The organism is Singulisphaera acidiphila DSM 18658 (assembly GCF_000242455.2).
Taxonomy (GTDB): Bacteria; Planctomycetota; Planctomycetia; order Isosphaerales; family Isosphaeraceae; genus Singulisphaera; species Singulisphaera acidiphila.
Genome location: NC_019892.1, coordinates 1,996,064 through 2,014,967, shown reverse-complemented (window position 1 = coordinate 2,014,967; position 18,904 = coordinate 1,996,064). Strand labels below are relative to the sequence as shown.

Below are 18,904 nucleotides of genomic sequence, written 5' to 3'. Positions count from 1 at the left end.
TCCTCATCCGTTGAGCACCGATGAAAGACTTCTTTCTGTTCCTCGGCAAGTTCTTCAAGCACGGAACGGCGATCGCCAGCCTGGCGCCAAGCAGCCCCTGGCTCTCGCGAACGACCGTCCGCAACATCCCTTGGGAAAATGCCCGGGTCGTCGTTGAGCTGGGGGCCGGTACAGGTCCCATCACCAAGGTGATCGCCGACCGGGTCCATCCCGATTGCCGGGTCATCGTCCTCGAGCGAGATCCCGACTTCGCCCGGCTCCTCCGCGAACGGTTCGCGAACCGCGCCAACTTCGACGTGGTCGAAGGGGACGTGCGCGATCTCACCCAGATTCTCCAACAGCGCGGGATCGAGCAGGCTGACTTCGTAGTCTCCGGCCTCCCCGTTCCATCGTTCCCGAAAGAGCTGCAACGCGACCTCTTTCGAGTCGTCAAGCAGGTGCTCGCCCCGTCGGGAACGTTCAACCAGATCACCGAGATGCCGTGGGTCTATCAGCGGTTCTATCGCCGGTTCTTCGACGAGGTCACGTTCGTCTTCGAACCCCGCAACCTTCCCCCGGCCGGTGCCTATTTCTGCCGGGGCGTGAAGGAAAGTTTCTGAGATGAGCCCGTTATTTCCGCTGGTCACGATCGCCGGCTCCCCTCCCGTCCGGTCGTTGGTGAATCGTACCTTTCACTGGAATGCCCGCCGACGCGTCCAGCAACTGGAGAGCGCCCACGCCACGCTCGTCCAGGAACGAATGCTCATGCGTCTGGTCGGCAAGGCCAAGGGGACGAGATTCGGTCGCGATCATCGGTTTGGTTCGATTCGCTCGGTCGCGGATTTTCAGGATGCAGTCCCCCTGCGGAGCTACGAGGATCTCTGGCGGCAGTATCTCCGCGACCAGTACCCGATCTTCGACAACCTGACCTGGCCCGGCCGAATCCCCTACCTCGCGTTGACCAGCGGCACAACGCAAGGCGCAACCAAGTACATCCCCGTTTCACGGGCGATGCTCGCATCGAACCTGATCGGTGCCAGGACGATGGTGTCCTACCACCTGACGCATCTCCCAGAATCACGGCTTTTCCACGGCCGCCTTTTCTTCCTGGGAGGGTCGAGCGACCTCGAGCAACCCGCCCCGGGCGTCCGTCAAGGGGACCTAAGCGGGATTGCCTCCAAAGAAGTCAGCGAATTGCTCCGCCCCTATACGTTTCCGCCGTTGGAGCTGGCGTTAGAGCCGGACTGGGACCGTAAGCTTGCGCTACTGGCCGAGCGAAGCTTCAGAGAGCCGATCACGCTCGTCGGGGGAGTCCCGAGCTGGCTGCTCGCCCTCTTTCAGCGACTGCTCGACCTCTCGGGCAAAGCCACGATCGCCGAGGTCTGGCCCAGGCTCGAGGTCGTCGTTCACGGGGGCGTCAAATTCGACCCTTACCGCGAGGCCTTCGCCAAGGTCCTTGGCAGTCCCAAGATCCGCCTTCAGGAGACGTACCCGTGCTCCGAAGGGTTCATCGCCTTTGGAGATCCCGCGACCGGGCACCTGCGTTTGCTCTTCGATCACGGGATCTTTTATGAATTTGTGCCGGTGGATGAACTCGAGTCGGACCGTCCTACACGGCACTGGCTTGGAAATGTTCAAGTTGGCATTAACTACGCAATCGTCGTGTCGACCTGTGCGGGAATGTGGTCACATCTGATTGGCGACACCGTGCGGTTTGAGTCGGTCGATCCGCCGCTCCTCACCTTCACCGGCCGAACCAAGTACACCCTTTCCGCCTTCGGCGAGCACTTGATCAGCGAAGAGGTCGAGGCCGCAGTCGCCAGCGCTTCGGCCAGTAGCGGGGCGTCGGTTCGGGAGTGGCACGTGGGTCCTGTCTTCCAAGGCGCACTCGGCCATCACCTCTTTGTCTTCGAGTTCCTCCAGCCCCCCGACGACCTGACGGCGTTCCGCCGCGCCCTCGATACCGACCTCGCCAAGCGCAATGCCGACTACCAGGCCCATCGCGTCGAAGGGGTTGGGCTTCCTCTCCCCGCCCTCCTCATGACCCGGCCGGGCGGCTTCGACGCCTGGATGCGGTCGCGCGGCAAGCTTGGTGGCCAGCACAAGGTCCCTCGAATGGATAGCGAGGGGAAACTCACCGAGCAACTCGCAGAGTTCCTGCTCGCTCAGGGCTGGATCGAGCGGGAGTTGCCACCGGGATAGGCCTGGGTGCCGCACCTGCTCACTATTCAGCAAAGGTTGCGGCCCGGCCGTTCCACAATTGAGTGGAGCGACAGGGCCGCAAGTGTGAGCAATACGAAGGCCAGGGCATCAGGCCGTGGCAAGCTTTTTGCGACGACACCAGGCGAAGCTCAGGCCTATCACTCCGGCAATGCCGCAGGAGACCAAAGACGAGGGCTCGGGGACAGTAGAGAGCGTACCCGGCACTTTGTCGCTCCCGTTGTTATTGAAGCCACGGAATCGGGCGACGAAGAACTCCGGCCCCTGCCCAATGCCAGTGCCCCCGCTGAGGGCGCTCGCGAAGTCAGCCGGTGAGAGGGTGGACAAATTCGTGCCGGTGAGCGAGAAAGTGAAGATCCCTGTCGCCCCGACGGCCAGCCCCTTTGAAGGGGAGCCTCCCCCCTCAAAGCCGTTCCCAGTGCTCACCCCGAAATCGAACTGGCCATTGGGCGCACCGTTGATCCCATCCTGAAAGGGGGGAGTTCCCAGCAAGGTGAAGTTAGCTGGGGCGGAGGTTAGGGAAATGCCCGTGATCATATTGCCCGGATTGTTCAGCACGAAAGCGGTGAGATACCCTCCGTTGGCCACGGGGCTGGTATTGGTAAGTGTGATGGTTAAAGTGGCCGTTGTGGATGTCTGGTTGGCGACGACGAGCGAACCCGTAAAATCGCCAAGCGGACCGTTGCCGAAGATCAACCCTGCCTGGGCCGTCCCAGACAACCCAATGAACAAAAGCATGCCCCCGACCATCCGGGAGAGATAACGATTCTGGGGTTTCATTCTTGAGACTCCAATCAGGAACCCTTCCGCGCTCAACCCCTCGAAACACGAGGGAAAAACACGACACAAAGGCACACACTCGTCACCGCAGACGAGACCAGACTCGAATCCGCCACATCACGGCAATTGTTTAATCAAAGAACACCATAATGACACCAATCAAACTTGCAACCCAAAAAAGTGCAATAACGCAACCTGAAACTCGTTCAAAAATTCAGCATAGACTGATTATATCGGCCCGCTAAAATCATCGCAATTCGACAGTTCCATGATGAGAATTTTCAACAGCCAACACTGATCGTGCCGTACGCCAAAGCCGTCCATTTAACGAAAAGAAACACGCAGAAAAACAAATATTTTAATCCAATTAAATATCATCAAAATGAAACTGAATTTTTCATAAAAACAAGAAAAAAAACACAAAAAACCATCTTCGAACCGCAAACGCATTAATGCATTTCGAAACCCCAATGACCATCCAGCGTGATCGTCAATTTTATTTATATTCAAAAGATTCGTGCATGATTTTTGCTTGACTGCGAGAAACGACTAGCATAATAATCGCAACTGCTACACCTGTGTTTGCCCGGTTCTGATCAGGAAGGAGGGTCAGCAATGCCACTTCCCCTGGGTCCGCGCAAGCCCCCCCATTCGCGATCCTTCCGACCGTCCCTGGAAGGGCTTGAATCCCGTGAGGTTTTGAGTGCGATGATGGCCCCGCACGCGGAGATCTCCGCGCTGCGTGCAAGCCACCATCATGCCGTCGCAACGATCAACCAACTCGCCAACGCGCCGAGCCGAACGGTGTCGACGGTCCCCGCCAACGGTGACCTGAACCCGTACGGAGTCGCGTTCGTTCCCAAGGGGTTCGCCCGCGGCGGGGTGCTCCGGCATGGGGACGTACTGGTCTCTAACTTCAACAACAGTGACAACTTGCAGGGCACAGGGACCACTATCATGCGGGTCACGCCCGGCAACCAGGCCTCGGTCTTCTACCAGGCCCCGGCAGGGTCCGGCCTCACCACGGCCTTAGGGGTCCTCCGGCGTGGGTTCGTGCTAGTCGGTAACCTTCCCAGCACCGATGGGACATCCGCCACGGCCATGGCGGGCTCGCTGAAGGTCCTCGACAAGAACGGCAATCTCGTCGCGAACCTGACCGACCCCAGCCTGCTCAACGGTCCCTGGGACCTCACCGTCTTCGACCAGGGCAACCGAGCTCAGGTGTTCGTCTCGAACGTCCTCAGCGGGACCGTGACTCGACTGAACCTACGACTCCCGGCAAAGGGCGGATTCCAGGTCGTCTCGTCGACCCAGATTGCCTCGGGCTATACGCATCGCGGCGACCCGGCCGCCTTCGAGCTCGGCCCGACGGGGCTCGTTTACGACCACGCAACCGACACCCTCTTCGTCGCCTCGACGGCCGACAACGTCATCTTCGCGGTCCCCAACGCCGGCCGGACGCAACACGACGGTGGCACCGGGACGGTGGTTTATCAGGATGACGCCCACCTCCACGGCCCGCTCGGAATGACTCAGGCCGCGGACGGCAACCTGATCGTCGCCAACGGCGACGCCGTCAACCCCGACCCGAACAACCCGAGCACGCTGGTCGAGTTCACCCGGCGCGGCCAGTTCGTTGGCCAGTTCTCAATCAGTACCAGCCCCGGCGGTGCGTTCGGGGTTGCGACTGCGCCGGACGGAGCGGAGTTCGCCGCCGTGAACGACAACACCAACTCGGTCACGATCTGGAAAACGCGCCGGCGATCGGGATAGTGCTTCTCCGTCGCTTGTGGTTGAGGGCCAATGCTGGCTCTCAACCATAAACTCGCTCCGCTCTCACAATCCCAGTTCCCTTTCAAGGCGCACTGCATTGGAATGACCTGGGCCGTTCGAACGAACGAAGCCCCATCCAGATCGTAGCCACCGGCCTCAAAGCACGGGGCCGGTGAATCCGGAGGGGCCGTCACGGCGGGAGACGCGGATTGGCGTCGCCCGTGTCAGTGGTCGGTCGTCAGACCCTCTTGTTCAGGCAGCGCTCTTCTTTTCCTCGATCAAACGGACGATCTGCCCAACGGAGTCGAGATTGTCGACGCCAGCCTCATGGGCTTCGATGGTCACGTTGAAGCGTTCCTCAAGGAAGTTGACAAGCTTCAAGGTGCTGATGGAATCGAGGATCCCGCCGGTGATCAGCGGTGTCGACTCGGTCAACTCGCTCGGGTCTTCGCCGGGGAGGAATTCGCTGAGAATGAACTGGTGGATGCTCTCTTGAATTTCGTTCATGGGGGCCTCTCGGGCAACGGGGGGAAAAGTCAATCGCACTCGGCGCCGAAGCCTGCGGCGAGAAGGGCCTCGAAACGCGGGTCGGGCTCGATCACGGGGCGTGCCCCGTAGCGAACATGCAGTGGATTCTCGAACGCCTCGTGGAGGACGCGCCCTTCCATGCTCTCGGGAACCCGCATGCCAAGCATCGTCAGTGCCGTCGGCGCGACGTCGTGCAGGTTGGCATGGAGGTGAGCGCCTGGCTTGATATCCGGGGCATCGATGGCGATGATCCCGTCCATATAATGCGTGGCGGGGAGGTTCGGGTCCGGCCTGAGAAGCTCGTTGCGGAGCGTCACGCCCCACTTGGCCTGCGCCTGGTAGCCGTCGGCCGAGAGTGCGAGGACGTCCGGAAGTCCCTCGGCGGTCGGGTCGAGTCCGTACCGTTCGGCCACGTCGAACACGTCTCGAAACAACGCGGCACCCGTCTCGGGGTCGCGAGCCTCGCGGCAGATCTCGATCACTTCACCGCGCACGCGTTCCGCAGCCGCAGCATGCGGGACAACCGTCCGGTTGACGAAGAGGCAACCGCTCAGTTGGCCGAACGGGGCGTAGACGGCCGTTCGCTTCCAGTCGCAGCCAACCTGGCCTTCGATCGAACGCGGCAAACGGCGGCCCGCTCCGCCCGGCGCGCGTCGGGTCATCCAGCGATGGAACCGATCGCCCAGCCGCTGCGCCCGGTACTTGAATCGGGTGCCGTACAAGAGGCCGCGCTGAAGCCCGGCCTGCCGCATGAGACCGTTGACGTTCACCAGCGCCCTGCAAGGACCAAAGCCGTGGTCGGAGACCGCGACGACGGCAGCATCGCGTTTCGAGGCCAGCTCCATCAGCCGTCCCGCGCTGTCGTCAAGCGCCTTGAGGCAGCTCTCGACTTCCTCGTTCCACCCTTTTTCACGAACACCGGTCTCGTCGACGTCGAGATAGGGCCAGAGCCGGTGTTGCAAGCTATCCAGGTTATGGAAGTGGACCATCATCGCCGACCAGTCGGTCCGCGCATCCGCCCGTTCCGCAGCCTCAGCCTGCGCGTAGAAGGTTGCCCGATTCTTCTCGGCCTGCGATTGCAGGTCCTCGAGCGTTCGGGGCCGCTTCTTCCAGACGATCTTGTGCGTGTAGTCGGGGACCTGCTCGAAGATTTCCTCGGCGAAGTCGGGGCACTGGGCGAACGCCCAGGTCAGGCCGGGAGCGTCCGAGCCAGCGACCACCACCCCGCGGACCTGCGGCGGAGGATAGGTCATCGGTAAGTTCAGGCTCACGACTTCTCGACCGGCCGCGCTCATGATTTGCCAGAGCGTCGGCACGCGAACCCGTCCCGCGTGATTCGAGCGAATCGTACGGTCGGCCGCGTCGACATAATAAAATTCGTGAATCCCGTGAGTGGGCGGGGTGCATCCGGTGGCAAACGAGGTCCAGGCCACGGGAGTGACCATGGGCTCGGATGACCGGAGCGTGCCCGTGGCCGACCGCCGCCAGAGGGAGGCGAGGTTCGGTAGCAGGCCCCGCTCGAATCCGGGGGCTAAGACGGACATGGTCCCGCCGTCAAGGCCGAGGAACAGGACCCGAGACGCGGAAGCCGGCATGGACAGTTGCCTCGGTAACCCCGGGTTCTGCCGCTCCCGCTCCATCGGGGGCCGCCAGCCTTTTTTTGTGCGTGACGGAAGATAACTCCCGCCATGCGAGGGCCGAACTCCAGGTGGGTCGAAAGCTACTTCCTCCCGCCAATTTGGTCAATCCCGAGTTTTGGTCAAGTCGCCGAGCAGACCTGACCGATCCAGGGGATGATGCCGACTCACGGTGGGGTCGGGTCCGCGCCGTTTACCGGACGAGCGGGCCATACACTGAGACGGAACGCCCGAATGAGAGTGCCGGCCGATGACCGCATGGACGCTAACGGGCTGCGAACGCCAATTGAGAATGCTCCTACCTGGGGCACTCCTGCTGCTCGTTGCAGGTTGCCAGGGTCTCGGCAGCAAGCACGCCGCAAATCGGATCCCCCAGTATGGGTGCATCGATCCGAACCAGCCGCGCGAGCTGCAAATGGTCTCGTTGCCGACGTATGTCGTTGAGCCCCCCGACGAGCTTGATATCGCTATCCGGCCCGCCATTACCGACTTGACGCTCACCACCGTCCCCGTCCAAGCCGACGGCACCATCGACCTCGGCTTCCTGGGTGACGTCTACGTCGCCGGCCTCACCCTCCCTCAAGTGGAGGAGAAGATCGCGCTCCAGATCGCGACCCAGCCGACCAAGGCCAAGTCCAATCGACCGCCCCAGGTTTCGGTCCGCCTGGTCAACGGGAGCGCCAGCAAGTTCTATTACGTGATGGGGACGGTGACGTCCCAGGGCAGGTTCCCCAGCACAGGCAACGACACGGTGCTCGACGCCCTGATGGCCGCCGGCCTCCGAACGAACAGCATGCCCGAGAAAGCCTATCTCGTTCGTCCCCACCCGGCGGGCGGCCCCGATCAGGTCCTCAAAATTGACTGGTTCGGGATCAAGGACCGGGGTGACACCTTGACCAACTACCAGGTCTTCCCCGGCGATCGAATCATCGTCCCCGGCGGCAAACCCCCAGGCCTTCTCAGCACACTGCTCGGAGGAGGTTGAGCGCTAGCTTGCCTCCTTCGCCATGAGACATGAGAGGCGAACGATGCCGTTGGTGGCGTCCTTTATCGTTGATTTTCTGGGCGGCCGAGCCACAACAGGTCTCGGCTCCAACCCACGAACAGAGTCGCCAGTCCTGGGGCCGCGAGCGCCCCGCCCTCTCTTGAGTTGAGATCAATTGAATCGCGGGCAGGGCGGTGGCCCCAGGGAAGTGGGATCGGCCCTCTCCAGGGGACAGCGACACAGCCTTACTTGGCGTACGAACTCAATTCGGCAACGACCACAGCCTCATGTCAAAAACCTCTGAATCGCTGCGCAGCCTCGGGTTGCGCACAATCATGTTCACGCTGAAGAATTGCGGGCATGAGCATGGCCACCTGATTAGAACCGCTCGAAGCGATTCGGCTCCAACGATTTGGGCATCGGAAGGGCCGAACCTTCGGCGAGGCAAGCGCGAGCCCAATCGATGATGGCGTCGTAGTGAGCATCGCCGTCGAGCCGGCCATACCACTCGGTCCCTTGGGGCGTGACGACGACGGCGACATTCGGCAGGTCGCACGGGCCAAGGCAACCGGAAATCGTCAATTGAACACCTTTGTTCAGCTTTTCGGATTTCCAGATCGCCTTGAGTCGATCGACGGGAACCTCCGGGAGGCCGCGCTCGGTTTTGCCACAGCAGCACCCTTTGCAGAAGAGAATCTGCGCAGGGGGTTTGACCTTGGTCGTCAAGGGAGCGGCGGGGGCTGCACTGTCCTGGTCGCTAGTCAAAATTCGATCCCCTGCTGGGCTTTGATTCCCGCTTTGAACGGGTGCTTGATCGGAACGATTTCGGAAACGAGGTCCGCGAGTTCGATGATTGCCGGCGGTGCGCCTCGCCCGGTCAGGACGACGTGGAGTCGTGGGTCGCGCGTCTTGAGGAATTCGACAACCACCGTCGGGTCGAGATAGCCGAGCTTCATGACGACATTGATCTCGTCGAGGATCACCATGTCGTAATCGCCGGAACTGATCGCCTGCTTACTGACTTCCCAGATCTTCGCCGTCGTGGCGATGTCCTGCTCGGGGTTCTTGGTATCCCAGGTGAATCCATCCCCCATCGGCAGGATCTGCATCTCGGGAGCGAGCTTGTCGGCCAGCTTCTTCTCGCCGGTCTTCCATTTCCCCTTGATGTATTGAAGCATGAACACCTTGAAGCCACTGCCCAAGGCGCGAAAGGCGAGGCCAAGCGCGGCGGTGGTCTTCCCCTTGCCGTCGCCTGTGTTGACGATGATCAGACCCCGGCGCCGTTTCGGGTCGGGGCGTTCCGCTTCCTTCGTTTCTTCAGGCATCTTTGGTTGTCCTTGACCAGAGCGTTCGGAACCCCGAGGTAATTCGCCTTCCGGACCACTCGCAGCGATTACCCCGCGAATAGAGCTTTGCGAACGACGTCGGGGAATCGCCGCTCGCCGAGCGCATCGAGCGAGAGGACCTCGGCGCCCCAGGCCCGTGCCAGTCGGGAGGCCAACCCGAACCGAACGGGCCCCTCCTCGGTATCGATCACCAGCCCGGCCACGCCGCTGCGTGCAAATCGGCGAGCGAGCACGGTTGCATCCGCCCCCGGATTTCCCCCGAGCTGGAGGGGAACGTTGCCCCGGCCGTCGGTCAGCAGGACGACCAACGGGGAGATCCCCGGCTCGCGACGGCGGACGGCCGCGATCGTACGCTCGGCCAGGAGGAGCCCGTGAGCCAACGGCGTAAGACCTCCCACGGGAAGCTCGTTCAGATGGCGGGCCGCCACCCGGACGCTCCTCGTCGGCGGCAAGGCAAGCGTAGCGGACGTACCGCCAAAGACGATCAGGCCGACACGTTCCCGCTTCTGATAGGCGTCGATCAGGAGGGAGAGCACGGCCCCCTTGGTGCGGGCCATCCGTCGCCGGGCACCCATCGAGCGACTGGCGTCAACGACGAAGAGGACGAGATGCTGGGTCCGGCGGGCGCGGACTTTGTCGTGGAGGTCGGCCGCCCGAAGGATGAGCGGCTCGCCGGCGTCGCGTCCGCGACTAACCTGCCAAGGGGCAGCGGCCCCAAGCGTTGCGGCGATCGCGGGGTCGTGTGCCCTTCCTTTCGGGCGCGTCGCACGTATAAAGACGCCCTGGCGATCGGGGGCAGAAACCATCCCTCGGCGTCCCGCCACAGCGCGACGATTCCGGTCGCGTGGTGGCGTCAACCGAGGCGTGACCGGGGGACTGGCCGCCGGGATGACCTGGGGCTCCGACTCCTCCTGATCCTCCTGATGCGACTCAGCCGAGGCCCGCGGCTCGTCGCGACGTCCCTGGCCTGCGTAATAGTCGTTGCGTGGCGGAACCGCGGGGCGATCAGGGGGGGGCGGCTCCTCACCGGAAGGGGGCGGTGGGGGAGGTGAGCCGGGCGGAGGCGATCCGTGAGTCGTCCGCCGATGGGAGAGGGCGAGCTCGGCCACCGCATCGATGTCTTCCGCTGTCACGGTCGTCCGGCCTTCGTGAGCGGCCAGGGCCGTAGCCGCCTTGTAGATCGTCAGGTCCGCGCGAAGCCCGTCGGCCCCTTCGCGGGCGCATCGGGAGCAGAGGGCCTCGAGGATCGAGTCGGGGACGACCACCGACGGTAGGATCCGTTGCGCCTCGGCGATTCGCTCCCCTTCACGACGATCGGCTTCGGCCCATTGGGCGCGAAACCGGGCGGGGTCCGCCTCAAAGGCGAGGCGGCGGCGAACCACCTCCGCGCGTTGCGTTGGGTCGGTCATCGGCTCAACGTCGACGGCCAGCCCGAAGCGGTCGAGGAGTTGGGGACGGAGGTCGCCTTCCTCGGGATTCATCGTGCCGACCAGGACGAACCGGGCGGGGTGGCGAAACGCCAGGCCTTCGCGCTCGACGTGGTTGACCCCCATCGCGGCGGCGTCGAGCAGCACGTCGACAAGGTGATCGCCGAGCAGGTTGACCTCGTCGATGTAAAGGAGCCCCCGGTGCGCAGTGGCGAGCAGGCCAGGCTCGAACGTGCGTCGCCCGGTGGTCAGGGCACGCTCAAAGTTCAGGCTGCCGACCACCCGGTCGTCGGTGGCGCCAACGGGCAAGTTCACGAGCGCGACGGGCCGACGGACGAACGTTGCGCCGTCGGGAAGCGGCCATTCGGTGATCACTTCCCCCGGGGCGCGACGGAAGGGATCGTCGGGGACCACGTCGATATCGGGGAGCAAAGCCGCCAGGGCGCGGACCGCAGTGCTCTTGGCGGCTCCTTTCGACCCTCGGATCAGGACCCCTCCCAGGCCGGGGTGGATCGCCGCCAGGATCAAGGCGAGCTTCATGGGCTCTTGCCCGACGATCGCGGAGAAAGGATAGACGGTGTCGCCGACCGTGGCGGTTGTTGTGTTTTTTTTCAGAGCGTCAGTCATGTCATGCCGGGTCTCAGGAGAACATCTTCGCGATCAGGAAGGCCGCAGAGGCGGCCAAGCCCCCGATCAGGGTGGTCTGCAAGGCGCTTCGCACCGGCTTGGTCCCGGTAAAACGCCCCTTGACGTAGCCAAAGATCAAGAGGGCCGTCAGGGTCACGGCCACCGAGCCGACCAGCGCCTGGCTCGGATTCTTCCAAAGCATGTACGGGGCCAGGGGGATCAGACCACCGACGATGTAGGCCCCCGCAATCGTGGCCGCGCTATTCAAGGCGCGCTTGGGGTCGGGTTCCTCAAGGCCGAGCTCGTACTTCATCATGAAGTCCACCCAGCCCTTGGGATTGGCCTCAAACGCCGAAAGGATCGGGGCGATTGCGTCGTCGGAAAGGCCGTATTCACGGAAGAGGTCGGCCACCTCGGCCAACTCCTCCCCGGGCATCATCTCGACCTCGTGCCACTCGCGTTTTTTCTCGGAGACATAATGCTCGGCGTCGCTCCGCGCGGCGAGGTAACCCCCGAGTCCCATCGCGATCGAACCGGCGGCCACCTCGGCCAGCCCCGCAGTGACGATGATCGACGTCAGTTGGACCGCACCCGAGAGGCCCGCCGCCAGCGCAAACGGCACGGTGAGGCCGTCGGCCATGCCGATCACGACGTCACGGACAAACTCGCTGGAGGTGAAGTGGCGTTCAACGTGAAGTGTCTGCGGCATCGTCGCTCGTCCTTCGGGAAAGGCCTTCACCACCACTCCCCGCAGGCTCGGCGGGCGTCACGTTCGAAATAGTTATCGAGATAATAATGTTTACCCTGCGACCACGCCCAGGCGCTCGCCGCGAGGTAGGCCGGGATGAACGCGATCCCCCAGCGCTCCACCTGCCTGACGTGGGCCTGCTCGTGTGCGCGACACGAGTCGAGTGCACAGGGATCACGCCCGATGATGACATGCCCCAGCGTCATGGCGGCGAATCGATTCCGCTCCGCGAACCAGCGTGAGAATCCCCCGTGAAACTCCAAGGTCCCCAGCCGACGCTGCACTCGTCCCCCGGTCGCGAGCGTCAACGCCCCCGCCGTCAGCCCGACGAGAGTCGTGGGGGACGCCCAGGCATAGGCAAAAACACGCTTGGCTCGGATCATCGGTATTCGGTGAGTTCGATCGATCGAAACTTGCGACTCCGCCTCAGTATTGTAGGGTAGGCTTCTACCTGCCATCCCTCAAGGTGGTGGCAGGAAAACAAAAGAGGTGGGCCGTGCCCACCCTCCATCGATACGACAACGGATTCGCCTGGTTCGCACCGATCGATCAGGCGAACCGATCATTGACTACGGCCTTCGCCTCGCGCCGACGCGATGCCAGGAACTCCGGCAACCGGGTCGCCAAAACGGCGGTCCCATAGGCCGAGGTCGCCAGGATCAGTCCCAAAGCCGCGAAAACGCAGACGTGCTGCACAACCCCGTGGGGGGAGAATTCACGGCCGAGGAGTTCGACGCCAACATGGTGGGCAAACATCAGCATTGAAATAATCCTTGTCTAATTTCAGTCGTGGTCAGGATTAACGACTTTCCAGAACAGTCTCGTTGCGAAGATAAAGTTCCTTGAGGGCTTCGACCGTCTCCGGGTTCGGCGACTCCCAGAACCCACGGTCGACAGCCTCAATCAAGCGCTCGGCCATCGTTCGGAGCGCCCAGGGGTTTTTCTCCTGGAGGAACTCCTGGACCTTGGGATCGAGCAGATAGGCTTTGCTGACGTCTTCAAACATCCAGTCATCGATCACCTGGGCGGTCGCTTCGTAGCCGAACAGGTAGTCGACGGTGGCGGCCATCTCGAACGCCCCCTTGTAGCCGTGTCGCATCACCGACGCGATCCACTTGGGGTTCACGACTCGGGAGCGGAAGACGCGGCGGGCTTCGTCGGCCAGGTCGCGCACCCGGACGTTGTCGGGGTTCGACGTGTCGCCGAAGTAGGCGGCCGGGTTCTCACCGGTCAGGGCGCGGATCGCGGCGATCATCCCGCCGTGGAACTGGAAGTAGTCGTCACTGTCGAAGATGTCGTGCTCACGGTTGTCCTGGTTCTGCACGGCGACCGTGACCTGGCTCAACCTCCGCTTGAACGGCTCCGAAGCGGCGACACCGTGTTCCTTGGCCGTATAGGCATAGGAACCCCAGTTGATGTAAACCTCGGCCAGGTCGGCGTCGTTCTTCCAGTTCCGTTCGTCGATCAGGTTCAAGAGGCCCGCCCCATAGCTCCCCGGCTTCGAGCCGAAGACCCGGTATCTCGCCTGGCGGGCAGCCTGGTCGACGGCCACGCCCTTGGCGGCGAGGGCCTGTTCCTCGCGGCGGACGTGGCGGCGAAGGAAGTTCTGGTCGTCGGCCTCATCGGCCGCCGCGACCAACTCCACTGCGCGGTCGATCAGGGCGACAACGTTCGGGAAGGCGTCGCGGAAGAACCCGGAGATCCGCACCGTCACGTCGATCCGAGGACGGCCGAGCTCGGCCAGCGACACGAGCTCGATCCCACTGAGCCGCCGGCTCTCCGGAATCCAGACCGGGCGACAACCCATCAGGTGGAGGATCTCGGCGATGTCGTCGCCATGCGTCCGCATCGTGCTGGTGCCCCAGACGACAATGCCGACGCTCTTGGGGAACTCACCGTCATTCTCGGCCTGGTACTTCTCGATCAGTCGATCGGCGGCCTGCGTGCCCACCTTCCAGGCGGTCTCGGTCGGGATCGTGTGGATGTCGATGCTGTAGAAGTTCCGCCCGGTCGGCAGGATCCGGGCCATGCCTCGAGTCGGTGCGCCGCTCGGCCCGGCTGGGACGAAGCGCCCCGCAAGACCGCGAACCGTATTCGTGACCTCATCCGTCGTCCGATCGAGACGCGGGATGATTTCGTCGCGGACGAACCGGTTGCTTACCGCAACTTCGTCGGACTGACTCACAGGGGCCGATGACGAGTCGATCAGGCCAATGGCCTCGGAAATCCCGTGGTGAATTTGCAGGTCGATCTGGTCGACGATGTCACCGCGAGTCCAAACAGCTCGATCCGATTTGCCGGTGAACACGGCCTCATCCAGGCCATCAATGATTTCCTGGTCGACCGGCGACCCAAGATCCTGGAAGAGCCAGTCGGGATCGAGAGCGAACGATCGCGCCCAGGCCTTGCGCAGGGAAGGGACTTCGCCGTTGTCCAGCCTCATCATCGCGGCGATCAAACCAACGCGCTGCTCACCCTGCGGAGCTTGACCGAAGATGTGCAGCCCATCACGGATCTGCGCATCGCCCAGTTCGCAAAGATATCCGTCGATCTCTTGCAGGAAGGCGTCGAACTCCTCAGCCTCGGGGCAGCGGTCGACCTTGAGGTCCCGCTCGAGGTTATTCTTGGTGACGATCGTCCAGATCTGCTGCGTGATGTAAGGCAGCTTCGATGGGTCGAGCGACGCCATCCGGTAGTACTCGTCGAGCAACTGCTCAAGGCGAGCCAGGTCGTCGTACGTTTCAGCCTGGGTCATGGGAGGGACCAGGTGGTCGACGATGACCGCGTGGGCTCGTCGCTTGGCCTGGGTCCCCTCACCCGGATTATTAATGATGTAGGGATAAAAGTTAGGCAAGGTGCTGAGCATAATCTCGGGATAGCATTCTTCCGACAGGGCTGTCGCCTTGCCGGGGAGCCACTCGAGATTGCCGTGCTTGCCCATGTGGAGTACCGCAAGGGCTCCGAACTCATCGCGAAGCCAGCGGTAGTAGGCGAGATAGTGGTGCGTCGGCGGAAGATCAGGACTGTGGTAGATCGCCATCGGATCAGCGCCGAAACCGCGAGGAGGCTGGATCCCGACGAAGACATTCCCGAAGATCAGGCCCGGAATCGCAACGCTGTCGTCGATTCGACCCACTTCTCCCAAAGGCTGACCCCACTGGTCGATCATCGCCCGACGGGAGGTTTCGGGGAGTTCGTTGAACCAGCCGTTGTAGGTGGCCAGACTGACGTGGCCGACGGCGTTGCGAAGTTGCTCGTCGGTGAGGAACTCCTCATCATTCGTGCAGCCGTCGATCAACTGGTGCATCAACGCGTCGCCATCCTCCGGGAGGTTGTCGACGGTATAGCCAGCGTCCTTCAAGCTCCGGAGCAGATTCATCACCGAGGCGGGCGTGTCGAGGCCCACACCATTGCCGATCCGCGCATTCTTGGTCGGGTAGTTGCCGAAGAGGATCGCGACGCGTTTCTCGGCGTTGGCGGTCCGTCGCAACCGGGCGAAGTTCAAGGCCAGGCGAGCGACGTAGTCGACCCGGTCGGCTTTCGGCACGTACGCCTTGATCGTGGTGCCAAGCCTCTCGTCGAACTGCCCTTCCTCCTTGAAGCTGATGGCGACGGTGTTGATCCGGCCATCGAACTCGGGGAGGACGACGTTCATCGCAATGTCGCGCGGAGTCATCCCGGCCGAGTTCGCCTCCCACTCGGCCGAACTGGACGAGCAGAGCACGGCCTGGAGGACTGGAACATCGAGCCGTTCGAGGAGGTCGACGACCGCCCCTGTGGCCTCGGTGTGAGTTCCGTCGCTGAGGTTGGCCACCGTGAAGCTGAGCGTGCTGATCAGGACATCGACATGGGCCTGGCCCTGGTCGTCGATCAGGTACTCACGGAAAACGCTGGGAACGCCACCGTCCTGGTCGGGGTCATCCTTCAGGCTGTAGCAGAAGATCGGCAGGGGGTTGCCGCCGAGCTCGTCGACTTTGCGGACCAGGGCGTCGATCGGCGCAAGGTTCTGGGCCATCCAGTGCGCACGATAGAAGAGAATACCGACGGTCGGTCGATCCGGCCGATGTATCCGTTCCCGCCAGGCCGCGAGGCTCAGGCCATCGGGAGCGTCGGGGAGGTAAAGACCATCGCGCGGCAAAGGGGAGGGGGGTTCGTAACCGAGTCCGGTCAGCAGGACGTTGTCACTGAGGCATTTCAGCAGGTTGACAAGGTTTTGCAGCCCCCCTTGCGTGAAATATTCGAGGACCTGCGTCACCAAAGGCAACGGGGCGTGGCAGAGCGATGTGAGTTCGGGGTCGAGCCCCGCTTCCCCCGGCAGCGCAACGAACGGAATACCGCGGGTCTTGCACTCGCGAGACAGCCGTTCGAAGCCGTCGGCGAAATACGGTCGTCCTCCGAGCACGCGAACCACCACCGCTCGGGCAGCGGGCAGGTCGTCGGCGATGAACCGATCGAGAGCCTCGGCCGTTTGCAGTTCGTTGGGGTTCCGGGCGCGAACGACCGAGAAGTCATCGGGCAGGCGGCGGACCGCGGCGGCCAGGGCCTGGATCTCGGTATCAGCGGTCGTGAGGAAGACGAACAACGGGATCACCCACCTTCGGCGCGTCGGGGGCCTCTTGGTCGAGCCACCGCCGCAGAAGACGCATCGCGGGCGTGATGCCGAAGGACGGGACAGTCGTCCCAGGTTCGATTGCGCGAGTGAAGAAAAGAAACAAAGGCGCAACGAAACCGGGAACGTCCGCGAAATCCCTCGACTGCCTCACCCTCGAAGGCGTCAGAGGTCTGATAGATCCCGGTCAGGTCTTCTGGCTCATGGGCCGTCGCTGCGTTCTGCCTTCCCACCCGCTTCTGAATCGCGCGGGCAGTGGCTTCGCTTTTGGAGCGGAACGCAACGTTCCCAATTACAGCGGCGGGGCCGCGCCGGATTCTCACCGGCTTCCCTTAGACCGGGACAGTGAACTTGGTCATCCTCGCGACGATCGCTCGCCCGCGAAGAGAGACAGACACATCATGCGAGGCATCCCCTTCCAAGTCAATGGGCAGTCTCCAACCGACTCGGGGCCCAGGGCGGGTTTACCTGCTGGATTCAGGGGGGTAAAGTGCGGGCAGGAACTCCGAGTCGATTCGTGACCAGCAGGGAGGCGAGCGGATGGATTTTTCACTCAGCGCAGAGCAGCAGGACTGGCAGGATCGGGCAATCGCATTCGCCAAGGAAAACCTGGTCGACGACTTGCTGGGCCGTGACGAGCGCCGGGAATTCTGGCGTGAAGGATGGCAACGCTGTGCCCGGTTCGGCATTCAAGGGTTGCCGATCCCTGCGGAGTATGGAGGTAAAGGGCAAGACTTGCAGGCGACGATCGCGGCCATGGAGGGGCTCGGTTACGGCTGTGCGGACAACGGCCTGATCTTCGCGATCAACGCCTCGATGTGGACCAACTCAATCCCAATCCTCCGCTATGGAACCGAAGCTCAAAAACGGCAGTTCTTGCCCAGTCTGTGCGACGGCACCTTCGTCGGCGCAAACGGAGCGAGCGAGGTCGACGCGGGCTCGGACATCTTCAGCATGCAGACCCGGGCCGAGCGCCGGGGCGATCGCTGGATCCTCAACGGCCGCAAGGTCTGGGTCACGAGTGGGCCGGTGGCCGACCTGTTCGTCTGCTACGCAACCTCCGCTCCCGAGCGGGGAGTCATGGGCATCAGTGCCTTCATCATCCCCCGTGAGACGCCCGGCTTCCGCGTCGTCCGCGAAATCCCGAAACTAGGGGTCCGCACAGTCCCGATGGGCGAGCTTGCCCTGGAGGACTGCGAATTGCCCCTGGAGAGCCTGCTCGGCCGTGAGGGGCGTGGCGCCGAGGTCTTCAACTGCTCGATGGAGTGGGAGCGCGGCGCGATCCTCGCCGGCTCCCTGGGCACGATGAAGCGACAGCTCGAGCGATGCATCACCCACGTCCGGACCCGAAAGCAGTTCGGCAAGCCGATCGGCAAGAACCAGTCGGTGGCCAACAAGATCGTCGACATGGCGGTGCGACTGGAGACCTGCCGCCCCTTGGTCTACCGGATCGGCTGGCTCAAGGCCAAGGGCAAAGACGCCACGCTCGAAGCGGCAATGGCCAAACTTCACGTGTCCGACTGCTACGTCAAAAATAGCCTCGACGCCGTCCAGTTGTTCGGCGCCGCCGGGTACGTCTCCGAAACCGGAATCGAAAAAGATCTCCGCGATAGCATCGGCAGCACAATTTATTCGGGGACCAATGAAATCCAGCGGAACGTAATTGCACAGCACCTGATCCGCTAGCATGACAACTTACCAACCCGTTGAATCGCCAACGAGTTGAACTGGGGTGGCCGCATAGGTCTGCAACCGGGGTGACGCCGCCACCCGGCGATATCGGTTCCCACCAAAAAAAGGGAATAAATCGCCTCAAGGGCCCCCGCTTGGCGCTCAAATCTCAGGTCCGAAAACAGCCAAGGCACGTGGCCAAGAATCGGAATTATTCCGAACTCCCCTTGGCCACTTTGGCGCTGACCTCATCAGCACCGAAGTGTCTTGAGTCAAGTGAGATCGGCGCTTCAACCCGAGCAAGCGCCTACCCGGATCTCAATCGCCCAATCCGCAAATTCGACCCGCTTGAGACGACCCGTTCCACGGCGCCACCGTTTCCTGCTTCTTCCAAATCGATTGTGGTTTCAAAGAAGTTTTTGGGAATCTTAAGTCCATCGGAGAAGAAATGACGCCAACTTGGAGTATCCGGAAGAACGGACTCTCGCCAGAAGGGGCGTAAGGATGCCACTCAGTCAAGTAGGTAGCAATTGCTAGGACTCATCGAAAAAGGGTTCTTCGCGACTTTGAGCGA

The 18,904-nt window shown here is 62.5% G+C and carries 15 protein-coding genes and 1 riboswitch; of the genes, 5 read left to right on the top strand and 10 right to left on the bottom strand.

Going from position 1 to position 18,904, the window contains the following annotated elements; genetic code table 11:
- The first annotated feature begins 20 nt into the window (after positions 1–20).
- Both olsG and SINAC_RS07840 read left to right on the top strand, forming a co-directional pair.
- Positions 21–599, top strand: coding sequence for an ornithine lipid N-methyltransferase (olsG, locus tag SINAC_RS07845; RefSeq protein ID WP_015245149.1), 579 nt, complete (start codon positions 21–23; stop codon positions 597–599).
- A gap of 1 nt (position 600) precedes the next feature.
- A complete protein-coding gene (locus tag SINAC_RS07840; protein WP_015245148.1) occupies positions 601–2,181 on the top strand; it encodes a GH3 family domain-containing protein in 1,581 nt (526 codons plus the stop codon).
- Positions 2,182–2,289: 108 nt separating this feature from the next.
- On the opposite strand, the gene SINAC_RS07835 is transcribed toward SINAC_RS07840, so the two are convergent.
- Positions 2,290–2,979, bottom strand: coding sequence for a hypothetical protein (locus SINAC_RS07835; protein WP_015245147.1), 690 nt, complete (start codon positions 2,977–2,979; stop codon positions 2,290–2,292).
- Positions 2,980–3,594: 615 nt separating this feature from the next.
- Here SINAC_RS07835 and SINAC_RS07830 point away from each other — a divergent pair.
- On the top strand, positions 3,595–4,752 hold the full coding sequence (locus tag SINAC_RS07830) for an NHL repeat-containing protein (RefSeq protein ID WP_015245146.1): 1,158 nt from the start codon (positions 3,595–3,597) through the stop codon (positions 4,750–4,752).
- Between the two features lie 252 nt (positions 4,753–5,004).
- On the opposite strand, the gene SINAC_RS07825 is transcribed toward SINAC_RS07830, so the two are convergent.
- The gene (locus SINAC_RS07825; RefSeq protein ID WP_015245145.1) at positions 5,005–5,259 is read right to left on the bottom strand and encodes an acyl carrier protein; all 255 of its coding nucleotides are present in this window, start codon (positions 5,257–5,259) and stop codon (positions 5,005–5,007) included.
- Between the two features lie 29 nt (positions 5,260–5,288).
- Positions 5,289–6,875, bottom strand: a complete 1,587-nt coding sequence (locus tag SINAC_RS07820; protein ID WP_020465706.1) for an alkaline phosphatase family protein — start codon at positions 6,873–6,875, stop codon at positions 5,289–5,291.
- A 292-nt stretch (positions 6,876–7,167) separates the two neighbouring features.
- Here SINAC_RS07820 and SINAC_RS07815 point away from each other — a divergent pair, with 292 nt between their 5' ends.
- Positions 7,168–7,902 carry a polysaccharide biosynthesis/export family protein gene (locus SINAC_RS07815; RefSeq protein ID WP_015245143.1) on the top strand — a complete coding sequence of 245 codons (735 nt, stop codon included), beginning with the start codon at positions 7,168–7,170 and terminating at the stop codon, positions 7,900–7,902.
- A 378-nt stretch (positions 7,903–8,280) separates the two neighbouring features.
- Here the strand turns inward: SINAC_RS07815 and SINAC_RS07810 are convergent, their stop codons facing one another.
- From SINAC_RS07810 to cobN, 7 genes are all read right to left on the bottom strand, one after another.
- Complete coding sequence (locus SINAC_RS07810; protein WP_015245142.1) at positions 8,281–8,667, bottom strand: (2Fe-2S) ferredoxin domain-containing protein; 387 nt, start codon at positions 8,665–8,667, stop codon at positions 8,281–8,283.
- Positions 8,664–9,227 carry a cob(I)yrinic acid a,c-diamide adenosyltransferase gene (gene cobO / locus SINAC_RS07805; protein WP_015245141.1) on the bottom strand — a complete coding sequence of 188 codons (564 nt, stop codon included), beginning with the start codon at positions 9,225–9,227 and terminating at the stop codon, positions 8,664–8,666. Before cobO ends, SINAC_RS07810 begins: the two co-directional genes overlap by 4 nt.
- A 68-nt stretch (positions 9,228–9,295) precedes the next feature.
- Positions 9,296–11,302 (bottom strand): ATP-binding protein, encoded by a 2,007-nt coding sequence (locus SINAC_RS07800; RefSeq protein WP_015245140.1) that lies wholly within the window; start codon positions 11,300–11,302, stop codon positions 9,296–9,298.
- A 13-nt stretch (positions 11,303–11,315) separates the two neighbouring features.
- Positions 11,316–12,011, bottom strand: coding sequence for a VIT1/CCC1 transporter family protein (locus SINAC_RS07795; protein WP_015245139.1), 696 nt, complete (start codon positions 12,009–12,011; stop codon positions 11,316–11,318).
- A 26-nt stretch (positions 12,012–12,037) separates the two neighbouring features.
- Positions 12,038–12,433, bottom strand: coding sequence for a hypothetical protein (locus SINAC_RS07790; protein ID WP_015245138.1), 396 nt, complete (start codon positions 12,431–12,433; stop codon positions 12,038–12,040).
- A 166-nt stretch (positions 12,434–12,599) separates the two neighbouring features.
- Positions 12,600–12,812, bottom strand: coding sequence for a hypothetical protein (locus tag SINAC_RS07785; protein WP_015245137.1), 213 nt, complete (start codon positions 12,810–12,812; stop codon positions 12,600–12,602).
- A 37-nt stretch (positions 12,813–12,849) separates the two neighbouring features.
- Entirely contained in the window at positions 12,850–16,641 is a 3,792-nt protein-coding gene (cobN, locus tag SINAC_RS07780) for a cobaltochelatase subunit CobN (protein WP_020465709.1), read from the bottom strand.
- Positions 16,642–16,828: 187 nt separating this feature from the next.
- A riboswitch (cobalamin riboswitch) is annotated at positions 16,829–17,015 on the bottom strand.
- Positions 17,016–17,199: 184 nt separating this feature from the next.
- Between cobN and SINAC_RS07775 the strand changes: the two genes are divergently transcribed.
- Positions 17,200–18,345 carry an acyl-CoA dehydrogenase family protein gene (locus SINAC_RS07775; protein WP_015245135.1) on the top strand — a complete coding sequence of 382 codons (1,146 nt, stop codon included), beginning with the start codon at positions 17,200–17,202 and terminating at the stop codon, positions 18,343–18,345.
- Positions 18,346–18,904 lie beyond the last annotated feature (559 nt).

Bases quoted from the DNA above. Each gene is read 5' to 3' on its own strand.
- olsG (WP_015245149.1), top strand. From the start codon at position 21: ATGAAAGACTTCTTTCTGTTCCTCGGCAAGTTCTTCAAGCACGGAACG.
- SINAC_RS07840 (WP_015245148.1), top strand. From the start codon at position 601: ATGAGCCCGTTATTTCCGCTGGTCACGATCGCCGGCTCCCCTCCCGTC.
- SINAC_RS07835 (WP_015245147.1), bottom strand. From the start codon at position 2,979: ATGAAACCCCAGAATCGTTATCTCTCCCGGATGGTCGGGGGCATGCTT.
- SINAC_RS07830 (WP_015245146.1), top strand. From the start codon at position 3,595: ATGCCACTTCCCCTGGGTCCGCGCAAGCCCCCCCATTCGCGATCCTTC.
- SINAC_RS07825 (WP_015245145.1), bottom strand. From the start codon at position 5,259: ATGAACGAAATTCAAGAGAGCATCCACCAGTTCATTCTCAGCGAATTC.
- SINAC_RS07820 (WP_020465706.1), bottom strand. From the start codon at position 6,875: ATGCCGGCTTCCGCGTCTCGGGTCCTGTTCCTCGGCCTTGACGGCGGG.
- SINAC_RS07815 (WP_015245143.1), top strand. From the start codon at position 7,168: ATGACCGCATGGACGCTAACGGGCTGCGAACGCCAATTGAGAATGCTC.
- cobO (WP_015245141.1), bottom strand. From the start codon at position 9,227: ATGCCTGAAGAAACGAAGGAAGCGGAACGCCCCGACCCGAAACGGCGC.
- SINAC_RS07800 (WP_015245140.1), bottom strand. From the start codon at position 11,302: ATGACTGACGCTCTGAAAAAAAACACAACAACCGCCACGGTCGGCGAC.
- SINAC_RS07795 (WP_015245139.1), bottom strand. From the start codon at position 12,011: ATGCCGCAGACACTTCACGTTGAACGCCACTTCACCTCCAGCGAGTTT.
- SINAC_RS07790 (WP_015245138.1), bottom strand. From the start codon at position 12,433: ATGATCCGAGCCAAGCGTGTTTTTGCCTATGCCTGGGCGTCCCCCACG.
- SINAC_RS07785 (WP_015245137.1), bottom strand. From the start codon at position 12,812: ATGCTGATGTTTGCCCACCATGTTGGCGTCGAACTCCTCGGCCGTGAA.
- SINAC_RS07775 (WP_015245135.1), top strand. From the start codon at position 17,200: ATGGATTTTTCACTCAGCGCAGAGCAGCAGGACTGGCAGGATCGGGCA.